The organism is Prochlorococcus sp. MIT 1314, from assembly GCF_034093315.1.
GTDB classification, from domain to species: domain Bacteria; phylum Cyanobacteriota; class Cyanobacteriia; order PCC-6307; family Cyanobiaceae; genus Prochlorococcus_A; species Prochlorococcus_A marinus_Y.
The window spans coordinates 305,540-322,054 of the sequence record NZ_CP139300.1 but is presented as its reverse complement, the minus strand read 5'-3'; the positions used below and the strand labels follow the sequence as shown (position 1 = coordinate 322,054).

The window sequence follows — 16,515 nt, the reverse complement described above, 5'->3', positions numbered from 1 at the left end:
AATTTAGCTTAAGCGCTGAAATATTTAGCTTTTGAGTGTAGTGAAATGATAGCTGTAGTACTTTGTTCTGGATGAAGTTGTTCAGATTCATCCATGGTCAAGTTTATTCTTTTTGCATCCAACAATGATAATTGTATGTTTGAATCAGATACTTTTGGACATGCAGGATAACCAAAAGAATATCTAGCTCCTCTATATTTTTGAGCTAGTACTTCTCTATTTTTGTCTGGTTCTTCAGACCTAAAACCACACTCAATACGAATTAATGCATGGACATACTCAGCTAGAGCTTCTGCTAATTGCACTGTAAGTCCATGGAATAACAAATAATCGCTATATTTATCTTGTTTAAATAATTTTTGAGAATATTCACTAGCAATATCGCCCATGGTTACTGCCTGCATAGGAAATATATCTATGGGTTTATCATTTTTTAAATCACAATAAAAATCAGCTATGCATAAATTATTGCCAGATTTTTGTCGTGGAAAATTAAATTGGGAAATTTTATTTAATGATTTCTCATCAAATAAGAAAATACTATTATCTTTTCTCCCGCATCTGAAATATCCATAAACTGCTTTGGGTGATATAAGTTTTTTCTCTATAATTATCTCTAACCATTTATCTAACAATGGTTTAGCATATGAATCCAAATAGTTATTGTATTCATCTACGCTTTGGTTTTTTCCTTTTTTTATTTGCCATTGCCCGCTAAATAGAGCTTTTGTATCTAAATAAAATATTAACTTATTTAAATCTATATCAACATCGTTCAAGACTTTCGTTCCCAAGAAAGGGGCTTGAATTGGATCTTCTTCACTTATAAATTTAGATCTTATAAAATTTTCTTTTAAATTTAATTTGGAAGTCTCGGTACGTATAGATATTGATTTTTTAAGAGCCTGAGAGTTGGATTTTGATGAGGCTAAATTAATATTTATACCCTTATTGTTAATGAAACCCTCTGTATTTGACCAATTACCCTTTTTCTTATTATCCATATATTCATTCATGAATTTAAGATCAGTGAACGCATCTTTTCCGTACAATATTTTCCCTTTATATATTTTGCTGCAGTCCTCATTTACAAATTTTGGGGTTAAGGCTGCACCTCCTAATATTACTGGTACACTAATATTTTCATTGTTAAAAGCCTCTAAATTATCTTTCATAAAAGCAGTTGATTTAACAAGTAATCCGCTCATAGCGATGCAATCTGCATTGTGTTTTTTTTGTGCATCTATAATTGCTGAAACATCTTGCTTTATTCCTAGATTTATTACGTCATAACCATTATTTGTAAGTATTATATCTACCAAATTTTTTCCAATATCATGTACATCGCCTTTGACAGTTGCAATTAAGAGTTTTCCATTTGATATTTTTTCATCTACAGTTTCCATATATGGTTCTAAAATTGAAACAGCAAATTTCATTGTTTCAGCGGATTGGAGTACAAATGGCAATTGCATTTGACCTGAGCCAAATAAATCTCCTACAACTTTCATCCCATCTAGTAAATAGGTATTAATTATTTCAAGAGGTTTATATTTTTTTAACGCTTTAATTAATTGATCCTCTAATCCTATTTTTTCTCCATCAATAATATGATTCTTCAGACTTTCTTCAAGAGTTAGGTTTTTATTTTCTGAAGATGCTTTTTTGAAATCTTGAATAGATAAATCTTGAAAAGCCTTTGTTAATTCTACTAATGGATCATAAATACAAATATCATCCTCAAATTCTCTTTTATCATAAATCAAATCTAAGCAAAGCTTTTTAGTTTCTTCAGATATTTTTGATAATGGCAAAATTTTATTTGGTGCGATGATAGCAGAATCTAATCCTGCTTTAATGCATTCATCTAAAAATATTGAATTTAGATTAATTCTTGATAATGGTGAAAGACCAAAACTAATGTTTGATATCCCAAGTATGATATGAATATCTGGGAAATTTTCACGAATTTTTAATATAGCACTAATAGTTTCTTTAGCGTTTAATCTATCTTCTTCTATCCCTGTAGATATTGGCAAAGCTAATGGATCAAAAAATAGCTCATAATCTGACAAACCACATTCTCTTGTTCTATTAATCGCTCGTTTGACAATCTTATATTTTTTTTCTGAATTCCTTGCCATTCCATCTTCATCAATTGTTCCGACAACAAGACCTGAACCATACCCTAAGGCTAAATTTAGAACTTGATCAAACCTTTCATTGCCATCTTCGTAATTGGTTGAATTTATAATACATTTACCACCAGCTGACTTTAATCCACTTTCCATTTTGTCAGCATCTGTAGAGTCAATCATTAATGGTAAATTTATATTGGTAACAAGTCTTGAAGTTATTTCTTTCATATCTTTAACTCCGTCTCTTCCTACATAATCGACATTTACATCAAGAACGTGAGCATTTTCTTTTTGTTGTTGCTTGGCAATTGCAACTAAGCCATCCCAATCGTCGTTATTTAATAACTCCCTTACCTTTTTAGATCCACTTGCATTTAATCTTTCTCCTACTATCAAAATTGAATTGTCTTGTTTATATGGAACAGAGTTATATATTGATGAGGCAGATGGAATAAAACCGCTTGAATTTTTCTTACCATTGTTGGTAGTCCTTTCATTATCAATAATTTCATCGATTATTGAAGACAGGTATTTTATATGTTCAGGTGTTGTCCCACAACATCCACCTATTAATTGAACATTAAAGTCATATATAAAATTCATTAATTGCATCTTTAATTCTATTGGTTTTAATCTATAGTGAGCCACACCTCCAATATTTTCAGGAAGACCTGCATTGGGAATACAGCTTATAGCGAAGGGAGAATTTTCAGACAAATATTTAATATGTTCCTTCATTTGCTCTGGACCAGTTGCACAATTAAGTCCAAGGATATCTATATTAAATGGCTCTAATATTGTTAAAGCAGATGCAATATCAGATCCAACAAGCATAGTACCTGTTGTTTCCATTGTTATAGATACCATTAAAGGTATATCAATATTTCTACTTTCAAGAATTTCTTTTGATGCTAATAAGGCAGATTTAATTTGTAAAACATCCTGACAAGTTTCAATCAAAAGAAGATCAACACCTCCATCTATAAGACCATAAATTTGTTCTTTATATGATTGCTTTAATTCATCAAAATCTATATGTCCTAAGGTAGGTAATTTAGTTGTTGGCCCAATTGAACCTGCTACAAACCTTGGTTTATCAACTGATGAGTATTTGGCAGCAGCTTTTTTTGCTATAAATGCCGCATTTTTATTTATCTCATAAGCCTTATGCGCAATATCATATTCATCAAGAACTATTGATGAGGCTCCAAATGTATTAGTTTCTATAACATGACAACCTGCTTCTAAAAATGAATTATGAACCTTCTCAACAACCTCTGGCGATGATAAAACAAGGTTTTCATTACATCCCTCTAATTCTTTTCCTCCAAAGTCATCTGCAGTAATATTTAAGTTCTGAAAAGATGTTCCAGTACCTCCGTCAAAAATAATTAATGGTTTTTCATCTCTATTTAGATAGGTTCTGAAAGATTCCATTTTAGGTAAAAATTAATTTATTTTAGTGAAATTCTTGTTACCCAATTATCATAGTCTTGAGAACGACCTTCTGTTATTTCTATAAGTTTACTTTTTAATTTATTCATTATTGGTCTTTTAACATTTAATTCAGTTGATTCAATTATTTTAACTGGTGTAATTTTTGCTGCTGTACCAGTTAGAAAAACTTCATCTGCTATTAATAATTCTGTTTTATCAACAGGCCTCTCAATTACATCTATTCCAAATGATTTTGCTAATTCAATTACACTAGCTCTAGTAATCCCCTCAAGGATATCTTGATCAACACCAGGAGTGATTAAGTCTCCATTCCTTACAATAAATAAATTCATACCACTAGCTTCGCTTACCTTACCACTTGAATTTAATAGCAAGGCTTCATCAAAACCCGATAAACTAGCTTCTGTTTTGGCTAATGAACTAGTAATATATGCTCCACTTATTTTTCCTCTTAAGGGGAGAGATCTATCTTCTTGTCTTGTCCAACTACTCATTCTACAAGAAACACCATCTGGGGATAGATAATCTCCTAGTTCAATACAATAAATAAAGAAATCTGTTTCAATATTATGTAACCTTGGAGCTATACCTAAATCGCTTGTATATACAAATGGTCTTATATAAATAGGTTTTTCAGGCTTGTTTCTTTTTATAACTTCTTCTAAGGCTTTAAAAATATATTCTTCAGAAATTTCAGTTAAGAGTAATTTTGCACTTTGAGATAATCTTTTTATATGTTTATCAGTTCTAAACAAAAGGAATTCTTCTTTGTTTGTTGGGTTAGGTATCGCTCGCATTCCTCCAAATGCAGCGGTACCGTAATGTAGTGCATGAGTAGCTATTGATATTTTTGCTTCTTTAAATGGAATACATTTACCTTCGAACCAGGCGTATGGAAGAAATTCATGCATATTTAATTTATTAAATTAAGGTAAACTTGTTTTATCCTACTTACCTATTCTAAACCTTATTTATATATAAAAATGCACAGGATATTAAATATTGCAGGAAATGAAAAGAATAAGGATGATTTAATTGAGCAACCAGCTGCAGATTTTATTTTTATAACAAGTGTCAAGGCTGATTTAAATCTATTATCAAATTTATTGTTAGAAAAAGAATTTGCTTCATTAAAAAATAATATAAGAGCTTTAGAAATTTCAAATTTAAATTCCTCAGCGCAAATAGATAATTATTTATTAAAAACAATTAATTATGCAAAAGTTGTCGTACTTAGAATATTTGGAGATAAAGGTACATGGAACTATGGAATTGAACAACTTTTAAATTGGCAAGCAGTTAATAAAAAAAGGAAGTTAGTAATCCTATCAGGTACAATTGATCAGGAAATTTCCTTATGTGAAATAAGTAGTATAGATAAAAATATTGCATTAAATATTTCTAGATTACTAAGATCTGGAGGACTGGAAAATTATAGAAAGTTTCTTAATTGTTTAAATTATTTAGTTTTAGATGAAAAATTAATTCCTGATAAGTTTTTGAATATTACTTTTTATGCAGATCCCTATTTACATGATTGGAAAAATGAAAAAGGCGAAAAGATAGGAATAATATCCTATAAATCACTTTTTTTGGCTAATGAAATTGAAGTAAACGAAAAACTTAACTTGCAATTAAGAAAATGCGGACTATCTCCTAAAACATTTTTTATTTCAACACTAAAAGATCATATTATTCAGAAAAAATTAATAGACATTTTTAAAAAAGAAGATATTAAACTAATAATTACCACAACTTCATTTTCTTCATCTCAAATCAAAAATAACGATTTAATTGAAAATACAACAAATATTTTTACTTCTCTTAAAATTCCAATTTTACAGCTTCTTTCGTCTAATAGATCAAGGAAAAAGTGGTTAAATTCATCTATTGGAATGAATTCATCTGATTTATTAATGCAAATAATTATTCCCGAATTTGATGGAAGAATTACTACCTGTCCTTCAGCATTTAAGGAAATAATTTCTACCAAAAATACACTATATAGTGAAATAACTAGTTACAAAGCTGATCAAGTAGGTATTCAATGGATTTCAAAATTTGCAACAAATTATGTGAAACTTCAGAAACTTAATAATTTTGATAAAAGAATTTGTTTAGTAATAAGTAATTATCCAGTAAAGAACGGAAGAATCGGTAATGGCGTTGGTCTAAATACACCATCTTCAATAATAAATATTCTTAATTGGTTAAAAGAAGAAGGTTATGACCTTGGATCTTGTAATTATCCTCAGGATTCTTCGGAATTAATGTCAATGCTTATAAAAACTAGAACTAATGATATTGAGTCTCAAAATAATAAACCATTAGATTACTTACCACTTAGTGAATATATAAAATATTGGAATTATTTAGAACTTGATCCCAAAAATATTATTGTTAATCGTTGGGGTAAACCATCTGATGCGATCGATCTAGATAATAAAGGCTTCTCAATAAATGGTCTTAGATTTGGAAAAATAACATTATTGATTCAACCTCAACGAGGTTATGACGCTTTTACTGATAGAGATATTCATTCTCCCGATCTTCCACCTCCCCATAGATATTTAGCACAATATTTTTGGATTGAAAAAGTTTTTGATGCAAATGCTATGTGCCATATTGGTAAACATGGGACTGTTGAATGGTTACCTGGCAAATCTATAGGTCTCAGCAATAAATGTTTTCCAAATATTATTTGTCCAGCAATACCAAACATATATCCCTTTATCGTAAATGATCCTGGAGAAGGATCCCAAGCTAAAAGAAGAACCGCTGCCACAATTATTGATCATTTAACCCCTCCTTTGGATAGGTCAGAATTATATGGAAAATATTCAATATTAGAAAATTATTTAGACGAATATTTTGAAGCAAAATTATTAAATTCTAATCGGATTGAAATAATAGAAAAATCCATTTATGAATTAATTAAAAAAGATTTTAGCGAAATTACTTTAAAGAATAAAAATAATCAAATAGAAGAAATTGATTCCTTTCTTTGTAAAATTAAAGAATCTCAAATTAGGACAGGTTTGCATATTTTTGGCAATAGGCATAACGACATTAATGAAATAAATTTATTCTTGTGTATTGCTAGAGTACCAAACGCCAACCGAATTGGTGTTATTCAATATATAGCAAAACATTTAAAACTAGATTTGAATCCTTGGACAAATCAATATGATCAGATGTTAAGTGAAAAGGATAAAAAAATATTATTGACTTTTTCCAACAAAAACATTTTAAACTTTAGAATGGCTATTGATTTTTTGGAAGAACAAGCAAAGTATTTAATATATTTATTTTTTTACAAAAAGAATAACAATATAAAAAATCTAGAAAAATATAAAAATCAGAAAATAATAGACTATTTCTTTAATGAAAAAAAACATAATAAGTATTTTTTATTATTAAAAAAAGAGATTCTATATCCAATCATTAATTCTTCATATAATGAGAAATTATCATTTATTAATTCATTAAATGGACAATATGTAAAGAGTGGTCCATCTGGAGCCCCTACGAGAGGGAAAACTGAAGCTTTACCCACTGGTAAAAATTTCTTTTCAGTTGATTCGAGAGGACTGCCAACTGAATCAGCATGGAGTGTTGGCTGCCAATCCGCTTCACAAATACTTGATTTATACAAACAAGATAATGGAGAAGATTTAAAAAATATAGCAATATCTGTATGGGCAACATCCACAATGAGAAATGGTGGTGAGGAAATTTGTCAAATATTAAATTTATTAGGAGTACAGCCTATTTGGGATGGGCCTTCAAGAAGAGTAATAGATCTAGAAATCATTCCTTTATCTGTTCTCGAAAGACCAAGGGTTGATGTTACTTTAAGGATTTCGGGAATGTTTAGAGATGCATTTCCACAGTTAGTTAAATTAACTTCAAAAGCAATAAATCTTGTTTCTAATCTTAATGAGGATGATAAATTTAACCCTCTTGCTGGGGCATTAAGGGATGGTGATTCAATTAATCGTATATTTGGGTCAGCGCCAGGTTCATATGGAGCTGGTCTGCAAGAACTAATTTCAAATTCTAATTGGGAAAATATTGATGATTTTGGGGAATCTTTTCTTAATTGGAGTAAGTGGATTTACAGTGATAATCTTGAACCTATAGAGGATAAAAAATCATTAGAAAATGCTCTTAAAAATGTGCAGTTAGTTGTTCATAACCAAGATAATAAGGAACATGATATTTTAGATTCTGATGATTATTATCAGTTTCAGGGTGGATTATCTTCAGCAGTAAAAAAATTGAGCGGTAAATTACCTGAAATGTATCATGGTGATTTATCTAAATTCGGATTATCTAAAATTTCAAAATTACAAGATGAAATTAATAAAGTTGTTATATCAAGAATACTTAATCCTAAATGGATAAATGGAATGAAGGATAATGGTTATAAAGGTGCGTTTGAATTTTCAGCGACAATAGATTACTTATATGCTTTTGATGCTTCTACTGAAGTAGTATCAGATTGGTGTTATGAGGAAGTTTATAAATCATGGTTATGTGATCGGGATCTAAGGAATTTCTTTCTAGAGAATAATCCATGGGCTTTAAGAGATATTGCACAAAGATTTCTTGAAATTGTCAATAGAAAAATGTGGAATAATTGTTCTTATGATGTCATTGAAAATTTAAAGAAAATAATTATTAATACTGATTCAATAATTGAAAAAAACGAATTCTGAATTATCTGCCTAATAGTGAAAGTCCATGACTATCTGTTCCGCATGTTTTTAGCATTGAATATTTATCTGCTAATTTATCTATTTCTGAACATACAAATAAACTAGGATTCCATACTTCATTAAGTTCATAATCGTACCAAACCTCTATTCCATCAATACCTTGTATTTTGGCCTCTGGAATTAATTTATAAAAGGGAATCCTGTATCTCGCTGGATGTGCAAGAAATGATAAACCACCAGCTAAATTTATTGCTTTAATAACTGATTTAATATTTAAATCATTACCTATTGGAGACTCTCCAAGGATGTAGGGATTTAGGTATTTACTTTTTATATCTATTCCCAATCCAATTACATGTACTAAACATCCTAGAATTAAACAATTAATTTCTATTCCCGAAATTAATGTAAAAGAATCTTTAGGATAATTTTTTAGTATATTATTTTTTTTTATATATTCATGAGCTTTAATTGTATGATGATCGGTTATTGATAAAAATTTCAAGTTATTTTTATAAGCTTGTTCTAAAAGTTCATATGGTTCTAAACTTCCATCACTAAATTTTGTATGACAGTGAAAATTAATATTTTTAGGACAACTATTTTTATTAATATTGGAAGTTAATTTTACTAAGTCTTCCCTATTCATTACTTAATGAATTCTCATTTTTCTTTCTAATCTTTGCATATAATTGTATTGAAGCCAACATGAAAATAATTAGTCCAACTACGCTCCATGTAGCAACACTAGTTGGAAAATTATTTTTAAAAATAACTAAAAGTACAATTATAAATAATAATAAAGTAGGCAATTCATTTAATAATCTAAGGTTTTTTGCTGAAATGGTTGAAGTACCATTTTGTAATGAATACATTATTTTGTAACAATAAGAATGATAAATTACTAATCCTAAAACAAAAGAAATTTTAATTTGCAACCACTTCTCACTTAACCAACTTGGTTGCATAATAACCATGCATATAGCCATACTTAAAGCTAATATCATCCCAGGTGTTGTGATTATATTCGCCAGCCTTTTTTCCATCAAGGTGTATTGTTTATTAAAGGCAATTTTTAATTCATTATCCATATTTTTAGATTCTTCATGATAGATAAAAAGTCTTACTAAATAAAAAAGTCCCGAGAACCAAACGATTACACCAATAATGTGAAGTGATTTAAACCAGAGATATGCTTCAGCTGCCAAATTACTAGATTAATTTAAAAATATATATTTTTAATATAGTTATATTTAACAATATCAAGAAATCTATTTTTCAAAAATTAATTAATATTTATAACTCGTTAAAATATTCATATATATCATTTACTGAATTTTTTCCAAGTCCTTTAACTTTTGATAAATCCTCTTTACTAGCTATTCTTATTGCGTCTATTGATTTAAAATGCTCAAGCAATTCTCTTATTCTTGATGGTCCTAATCCACTGATTTGGGACAATTGAGATCTATTCATTCTCTTAGATCTTTTGTCTCTATGAAATGATAATGCAAATCTATGTGCTTCATCTCTTACCCTTCTTAATAGAAGAACTCCTTTTTGATTTTTATCAGTATCAAGAGACTTAGTAAAGCCTGGAATAAATATTTCTTCATTTTTTTTTGCTAATGAACATATAGTTACTTCTTCCTCAAGATTTAATTCTTTTAATGCTTTAATTGCTGCATTTAACTGTCCTTTTCCTCCATCAATCATTATTAAATCAGGCCAATCAGATAGAAGTTCATTGTCTAATTTACTATTCGTTTTATCATTTAATATTGAAAAATCCCCTCCGCCTTTTTTAAATCTTGACCATTTTTTAAACCTTCTATGTATTACTTCATATATAGAAGCAAAATCATCACTATGTCCTACAAAAACGTTTGGATCCTTAATTTTATATTTCCTATAATGCTGTTTAGAAGGAATCCCATCAATAAAAACGACTTGAGATGCTACAGGGTCACTACCTTGAATATGGCTTATATCATAACCTTCAATTCTTTTAGGTTGTTCGCTTAATTCAAGTATTTGGGCAAGATCCTCAATTGATGATTCATTATCTTGTATCCCATTTAATATTCTATCTAATTCCAATTTCGCATTTTTTAAAACCATTTCTACAGTTTCATGTTTTTTATTTCTTTTTGGGATTAAGATTTTTACTTTCTTTTTTCTTAGCTCCGTTAACCAATCCTCTATGGTTGCTTGTTTTGGAAGTTTATATTGAATAAGAATTTCTGATGGTATTTCTACAGCTTCAACATTCATATAATGCTCTTCTAATATCTTTTGTAGAATAAGATTGTCATCTTCATTATTTAATTTTTGACTATAGCCAATTCTCCCAATAAGCTTACCAGATCTCATTTGAAAAATTTGTATACTAGCTACATTTTTTTCTGAAACTATTCCAAAGATATCTCTATTAATTGAAGAATCTGGTATTGATATTTTTTGTGATTCAGTTAATAATTTTAAACCTGAAATTTGATCCCTTATTTTTGCTGCATTCTCATAATCTAAATCATTTGAAAGTTGCAGCATTTTTTTTTGTAAAAATATTTCTAAGTCATCATTTCTTCCCTGAAATATCATAGATACTTGTTTCATTATTTTTTTATAATCTTCAGATGATATAACTTCTTGGCAAACACCTGGGCATCTTCCTATTGAGTAATTCAAACAAGTTCTATCTTTATATACTGGCCTTGGTCTTTGTCTAAGTGGAAATATTTTTTTTATCGTAAATAATGTTCTCCTTAATAATCCAACATCAACATAAGGTCCATAATATCTATCTAAATTATTTCTATTTCTTCTTCTTCTTGTAATAAATATTCGAGGATATTTTTCACTCCAAGTTATACAAAGATATGGATATTTCTTATCATCCTTTAAAAGAATATTAAAGTATGGTTTGTTTGTTTTAATTAAATTTGACTCTAAATTTAATGCTTCATATTCGCTATCTGTAACTATTATTTCTATTTCAGTTATTTGACGAACCATCAAACTTAATCGGGGAGTTAAATCTGAATAATTATTGAAATAACTACTTACTCTACTGCGTAGTTTTTTAGATTTACCGATATAAAGTAAGTTATTATCAATATCTTTAAAAAGATAACAACCAGATGACTTTGGAATTTCGGATAATCTTGATTTTAATAACTCCTTATTATTAATTAATTCATATTCAATTTTAAAATTATATTTGTTATCTATTTTTTCAATAGAGGAATTACTCATTTATAATGATTACCCTCCATAATTCCAGCCAGTTGAAGATAAATTTAGTGAGTCAACATCATTATTCAGATAAGCAGAGTGAACCTCTCCTACAAAAACGGTATGGTCTCCATGCATAACACTTCCAACAACATTACATTCAACTCCCCCAACACTATCAACTAAAATAGGCAATCCAAGCTCACCTAAATTAAATTCAACAGATTCAAATCTACCTCCTAATGCTTTTTGAGGTTTAAAGAAAACAGCTGCTAGATCCTTTTGATCACTTTTGAGCACATTTAATGAGAACTTATTGGTGGACTTTATTATTTCATGACTAGAACCCTCTGCTCTAACAGCCATTACAACTAATGGTGGGGTGAAAGAACCTTGAGTCACCCAACTTGCAGTAAATCCATTCACTTCATTTTTTTCCTCGTCTCTAACGCCACAAATAAATAATCCGTGAGGTATTTTTCTTAATAAGATTTTTTTTGCTTCTAGATTTAATGTCATAATTGATTTATCTAATGATCTTATTTTAACTAAATTTCTTATTCGATCATAATAAATTCATGAAAATTCTTTATCCAGGTACATTTGATCCTTTAACAAACGGGCATCTTGATTTAATAGAAAGGGCCGAAAAAATATTTGGAAATCTAGTAGTTGCTGTTTTAGAAAATACTTCTAAAACACCAACATTTAATCTACAAAGAAGAATAATACAAATAAAAAATTCTCTTTCTCATTTACCTAATATTGAAGTTATTTCTTATTCTGGACTCACTGTTGATTGTGCAAATGATCTAAAAGCTAATCTTATTCTTAGAGGCTTAAGAGCAATGAGTGATTTTGAGTATGAACTTCAGATTGCCCATACAAATAAATCTCTTAATAATGATATTGAAACTATATTTTTATCGACAAATACAAATTATAGTTTTCTTAGTAGTTCTTTAGTAAAAGAAGTTGCAAAATTTGGAGGCGAAATTAATCACATGGTACCCGCCTCTGTTGAAAGGGATTTAAAAGAATATTTTAAATAATATTTTTATTAGCAAGATTTCAAGTGATAAACATCGCGTAATAATTTAAAAGCTTTTTCTTTATCAATATTATTAGAATTCTGGATAATGCTTATAATTATTGGCTTTTCATTTTTGTACAAAAAGCCAGATAATGCAAAGACATTTGAAAGAGTCCCAGTTTTTCCAAAAAACTTTCCAGATAATTCACTATTTACAAATCTTTTAGCTAATGTTCCTCTTACACCCATTATTGAAAGTGAAGATTGATAAGATTGAAAATCATTAGAATATCTCATTTTATCTAAAAACAATACAACTAATTTTGTTGTAATTTTATTTTTTCTAGACAATCCACTAGCATCTGCAAAGTATGTATTAGTTACTGGGAGGCCTTTATTTTCAAGCCATATTTTAATTTTTATATAGTCATTATCGTTCCATGTATTTGAGGCATTTTTAAAGAGAGATTCAGCTGTAAAATTATGGCTTTCAGAATTTGTTAGAGTTAATAATGAAAGAATTGGAGTTGAATATATTTTATTTATCTCTGTAGTATCTTTTAAGTAAAATGTTTTTTCTGCATCAAAAAAATCTATATATACTTTTGAATTTGGAAATTTATTTTTTAAATAGTTTTTAATAAAATTTTTTAAAGCATAAATATCTTCATATTTATTGTGATTACTTTCTATTGCAAGAGATGTAATTGGAGATCCATATTCGTAAAGTTTATCTGTATTTGTCCAACCATTAGGCCAATATAATTTTGAATCAATTTCTACAATATTAAAGTTAATAATTTTTTTTTCTTTAACATTTGAAATTAGTTCGATTATATTTTCATAATTCAAATCTGGATCACCTTGACCGTGCAAATAATAATTGTTTTTATTTTTTAATAAGGAAGTTTTTAAATTATTATTTAATTTATATTTACTTAAAACATAAGCTGATGAGAATAATTTTTGATTTGATGCTGGCAACCTTGGAACTTCATCATTATAGGAACTAATTATTTCCCCTTTATTATTAATAATTGATACACTAAAAGAATCATCTAGGGTTTGATTTAATAAAGCATCATAAGTAGGACAATTTTTATTTTTAGTAATTATTACAGGGAAATTAAAATAGATACTATTTAAAATAGTTATTTTCTGATTTACTAGTAAATATCTTATTAAGAAAGGAAATGTTACTAAAACAGGAAAAATTAAGAAAAATGAATAAATTTTTTTTATCAAATCAATCTATAAGTTTACAAAAATAGATTCGTTATCCGGTTTAATTTCAAATTCTTTTTTAAAAAAATACTTTTTGTTTTCTTCTTTGAAAAGTAACCAGTTATTTGGATAAATATGCATAAGAGCAGCTTTATTTAAAGGCTGAAGAAAATAAATATTTTTCCAAGTTTTGACAAAGTTTTTACGTCTCTCTCTAATAACACTTCCTATTCCAATATTGGCATCTTCAAATTTTGGATTTAATGAATAATGCTTTCCTTGATAATTATCAGACATAGGTTCAAATGAATCGAAATCATATGGTTGAGGTAGTATGGATATCATTGCACTATCAATATTATTTATATTATTTGATTCATTAAATGATTTAAAAGTAAAGATTTTATCCTTAATATCTGGATAGTCTCTTTGAGCCAATGCCACAGCACCTTGATCAGCAAATGTTATGAATACATTATTATTTATAGATAATATCTTATAGATAGTTATTCCAATTCTGTTAAACTTCAGTCCTTCAAAATTAAATTCTATGGTAAATCTTTTATTTGAATCTAATAAACTTGGAATAATTGCATCCTCCATATTCTTAAGAGATTCATTTAAATCTTTAGGTAGTCTGTAATTAGTTTCCATTAAAATTTGTCAATACATATTTGAATAAGTTCTAAAAATTTATCTATTTCTGACTTATTGTTTATTGAACCTAAAGTAACACGAATATTTGAATATAGTTCATTATCTTGTAAACCAATATTTTTAAGTGTTGAGCTAGGTTTACCAGATGAGCTTGAACAAGCACTTCCACTACTTATGGCTATTCTATTTTCTGACATGAAATTAACAATCTTATAGGCCTTTATAGGTTCAAATAGTTTATTTAATAGTAGAAACGAAATATGATTGGGAAGCCTATGGTTAATACTACCGGTAATCTTTATGTGATTATTATCCTTAATTTTTTGAAAAAAATAATTTTTAAGTTTATTAATATTATTAGAAGGAAATTCAGTTATGTAATCATATAATTTTATTTTTCCTTTAATATTCTTTAATGATTCATACATTCCAGCGATTAATGGCAAGGCTTGTGTACCTTGTCTAATTGAAAATTCCTGAGTTGCTGATATGTCTTTATTTTTTAAAATTTGTCTAGACTTTTCTTTTGTTAAAAGAATACCGATACCTTTTGGACCTCCAAATTTATGAGCAGATAAACTTAAAAAATCACATTTAAGATCTTTCCAACTGAATATTCCATTGCTTAATATTTGAGTTCCATCTAAATGAAACATTATATTTAATTCTTCACATTTGGAACCTATAAATTGAACAGGTTGTATTGTCCCTATTTCACTTTGTCCCCAAATAATTGATACAAGCTTAGTTTCATTGGTTAAAACTTTATCGATATTTGAAATATTTAAAATACCATCATTATTTACCGTCCATTCGTAAATATCCCAGTTTTGAATTCTTAATTTATTAGCACAAATATTGGTAGCTTGATGTTCAACATTCGAAATAACAACTCTACTATTTTTAAAGTTCTCATAAATATTATTAAATACAATATTTGTTGATTCCGAAGAACCAGAAGTAAAAATTATATCCTCTGGTTCTGCTTCAAATATATAAGCAATTTTAGATCTAATTTTTTCAAGATATGTAGAGCATTTTATCCCTAGCTGATATGTAGATGATGGGTTATGCCAATAATTCCTGTAAGTTGAATTTATTATATTTAAAACATTCTCAGATAATGGAGTTGTGGATGCATTATCTAAATAAATAAAATTATTTTCCATTAATTTACTAACATTGATCCTGAGAAAACCTTTTTAGCAATACCGGTCATCATGACTTCACAATCGTCTTTTGACCAATCAATTTTAAGATTACCTCCTGGTAAAGTTACTATGGTTTGTGAATTACAAAGGTCTAATTTAAAAGCAGCTACATGAATAGCACAGGCACCTGTTCCACAGGCTAAGGTTGGTCCTGCTCCTCTTTCCCAAACCTTTACTTTGATATTATCTCTATTTAAGATTTGACAAAAATGAACATTAGTTTTTTCTGGAAATAATTCATTTTTTTCAAATATAGGTCCAAGTCTGGAAAGAACAATTGACTCTATATCTTGTACAAAGAATATTAAATGAGGATTTCCCATTCCCACTGCATAACCTACATTATTAAAATTTTTCTCAATAAATTCATGTGAAGGAATTGAATTGATTTTTTTTTCAATTTTTGTTGGTATATTTTGACTATCTAAAATTGGAACTCCCATTTTTACTGTAATTTCATCATTTATATATTTTGCAATTTTTAAACCTGCTTTAGTCTCAATTTTATATTCTATATTTTTATTATTCATTGAATCATTTACATGGAGATACTCAACTAAACACCTAATTCCGTTTCCACACATTTCTGCTTCAGAACCATCAGAATTAAAGATTATCATTTTTGCATAATTATCTTCATTAGGTTCTTCTATAAAAATCACACCATCTGCTCCAATACCAAATTGCCTGTTGCAAATTTTTTTTATATCAAATATTTTATTTGTCTTATAATTTTTATATAAATCATTTCCTCTAGAATCAATTACTACGAAATCATTTCCGTTACCTTGATATTTTTCAAAAGTTATATTTTTCATTTGTAGATAATATATTTTAAA

The 16,515-nt window shown here is 28.1% G+C and carries 12 protein-coding genes; 2 read left to right on the top strand and 10 right to left on the bottom strand.

Features of this window, described 5'->3' with window-relative positions; genetic code table 11:
* Positions 1 to 8: 8 nt before the first annotated feature.
* Together metH and SOI86_RS01835 are read right to left on the bottom strand one after the other, a co-directional pair.
* Positions 9 to 3,575, bottom strand: coding sequence for a methionine synthase (gene metH / locus SOI86_RS01840; protein WP_320681921.1), 3,567 nt, complete (start codon positions 3,573 to 3,575; stop codon positions 9 to 11).
* Positions 3,576 to 3,592: 17 nt separating this feature from the next.
* Positions 3,593 to 4,507, bottom strand: coding sequence for a branched-chain amino acid transaminase (locus SOI86_RS01835; protein ID WP_320681920.1), 915 nt, complete (start codon positions 4,505 to 4,507; stop codon positions 3,593 to 3,595).
* A gap of 72 nt (positions 4,508 to 4,579) precedes the next feature.
* Between SOI86_RS01835 and cobN the strand changes: the two genes are divergently transcribed.
* Complete coding sequence (cobN, locus tag SOI86_RS01830; RefSeq protein ID WP_320681919.1) at positions 4,580 to 8,317, top strand: cobaltochelatase subunit CobN; 3,738 nt, start codon at positions 4,580 to 4,582, stop codon at positions 8,315 to 8,317.
* 1 nt (position 8,318) lies between these two features.
* Here the strand turns inward: cobN and SOI86_RS01825 are convergent, their stop codons facing one another.
* The 4 genes from SOI86_RS01825 to SOI86_RS01810 form a co-directional block, all read right to left on the bottom strand.
* Entirely contained in the window at positions 8,319 to 8,966 is a 648-nt protein-coding gene (locus SOI86_RS01825; RefSeq protein WP_025923179.1) for a PHP domain-containing protein, read from the bottom strand.
* Positions 8,959 to 9,525, bottom strand: coding sequence for a protoporphyrinogen oxidase HemJ (gene hemJ / locus SOI86_RS01820; protein ID WP_320681918.1), 567 nt, complete (start codon positions 9,523 to 9,525; stop codon positions 8,959 to 8,961). Before hemJ ends, SOI86_RS01825 begins: the two co-directional genes overlap by 8 nt.
* Before the next feature lie 88 nt (positions 9,526 to 9,613).
* Entirely contained in the window at positions 9,614 to 11,572 is a 1,959-nt protein-coding gene (gene uvrC, locus SOI86_RS01815) for an excinuclease ABC subunit UvrC (RefSeq protein ID WP_320681917.1), read from the bottom strand.
* A gap of 9 nt (positions 11,573 to 11,581) precedes the next feature.
* On the bottom strand, positions 11,582 to 12,070 hold the full coding sequence (locus SOI86_RS01810; protein ID WP_320681916.1) for a flavin reductase family protein: 489 nt from the start codon (positions 12,068 to 12,070) through the stop codon (positions 11,582 to 11,584).
* Positions 12,071 to 12,129: 59 nt separating this feature from the next.
* Between SOI86_RS01810 and coaD the strand changes: the two genes are divergently transcribed.
* Positions 12,130 to 12,603, top strand: a complete 474-nt coding sequence (gene coaD, locus SOI86_RS01805; protein ID WP_320681915.1) for a pantetheine-phosphate adenylyltransferase — start codon at positions 12,130 to 12,132, stop codon at positions 12,601 to 12,603.
* Positions 12,604 to 12,611: 8 nt separating this feature from the next.
* Here the strand turns inward: coaD and SOI86_RS01800 are convergent, their stop codons facing one another.
* The 4 genes from SOI86_RS01800 to dapF are packed head-to-tail and all read right to left on the bottom strand — an operon-like array spanning position 12,612 to position 16,494.
* The gene (locus SOI86_RS01800; RefSeq protein ID WP_320681914.1) at positions 12,612 to 13,829 is read right to left on the bottom strand and encodes a D-alanyl-D-alanine carboxypeptidase; all 1,218 of its coding nucleotides are present in this window, start codon (positions 13,827 to 13,829) and stop codon (positions 12,612 to 12,614) included.
* A gap of 6 nt (positions 13,830 to 13,835) precedes the next feature.
* Entirely contained in the window at positions 13,836 to 14,462 is a 627-nt protein-coding gene (locus tag SOI86_RS01795; protein WP_320681913.1) for a DUF1995 family protein, read from the bottom strand.
* Positions 14,462 to 15,634, bottom strand: a complete 1,173-nt coding sequence (locus SOI86_RS01790; protein ID WP_320681912.1) for a cysteine desulfurase family protein — start codon at positions 15,632 to 15,634, stop codon at positions 14,462 to 14,464. The genes SOI86_RS01795 and SOI86_RS01790 overlap by 1 nt, the downstream gene beginning before the upstream one ends.
* Positions 15,634 to 16,494, bottom strand: a complete 861-nt coding sequence (dapF, locus tag SOI86_RS01785) for a diaminopimelate epimerase (RefSeq protein WP_320681911.1) — start codon at positions 16,492 to 16,494, stop codon at positions 15,634 to 15,636. Before dapF ends, SOI86_RS01790 begins: the two co-directional genes overlap by 1 nt.
* Between the last annotated feature and the right edge of the window lie 21 nt (positions 16,495 to 16,515).

Coding starts and splice junctions, on each gene's coding strand:
- dapF (WP_320681911.1), bottom strand. CDS start 16,494: ATGAAAAATATAACTTTTGAAAAATATCAAGGTAACGGAAATGATTTC.
- metH (WP_320681921.1), bottom strand. CDS start 3,575: ATGGAATCTTTCAGAACCTATCTAAATAGAGATGAAAAACCATTAATT.
- uvrC (WP_320681917.1), bottom strand. CDS start 11,572: ATGAGTAATTCCTCTATTGAAAAAATAGATAACAAATATAATTTTAAA.
- SOI86_RS01790 (WP_320681912.1), bottom strand. CDS start 15,634: ATGGAAAATAATTTTATTTATTTAGATAATGCATCCACAACTCCATTA.
- SOI86_RS01810 (WP_320681916.1), bottom strand. CDS start 12,070: ATGACATTAAATCTAGAAGCAAAAAAAATCTTATTAAGAAAAATACCT.
- SOI86_RS01835 (WP_320681920.1), bottom strand. CDS start 4,507: ATGCATGAATTTCTTCCATACGCCTGGTTCGAAGGTAAATGTATTCCA.
- cobN (WP_320681919.1), top strand. CDS start 4,580: ATGCACAGGATATTAAATATTGCAGGAAATGAAAAGAATAAGGATGAT.
- coaD (WP_320681915.1), top strand. CDS start 12,130: ATGAAAATTCTTTATCCAGGTACATTTGATCCTTTAACAAACGGGCAT.
- SOI86_RS01795 (WP_320681913.1), bottom strand. CDS start 14,462: ATGGAAACTAATTACAGACTACCTAAAGATTTAAATGAATCTCTTAAG.
- SOI86_RS01825 (WP_025923179.1), bottom strand. CDS start 8,966: ATGAATAGGGAAGACTTAGTAAAATTAACTTCCAATATTAATAAAAAT.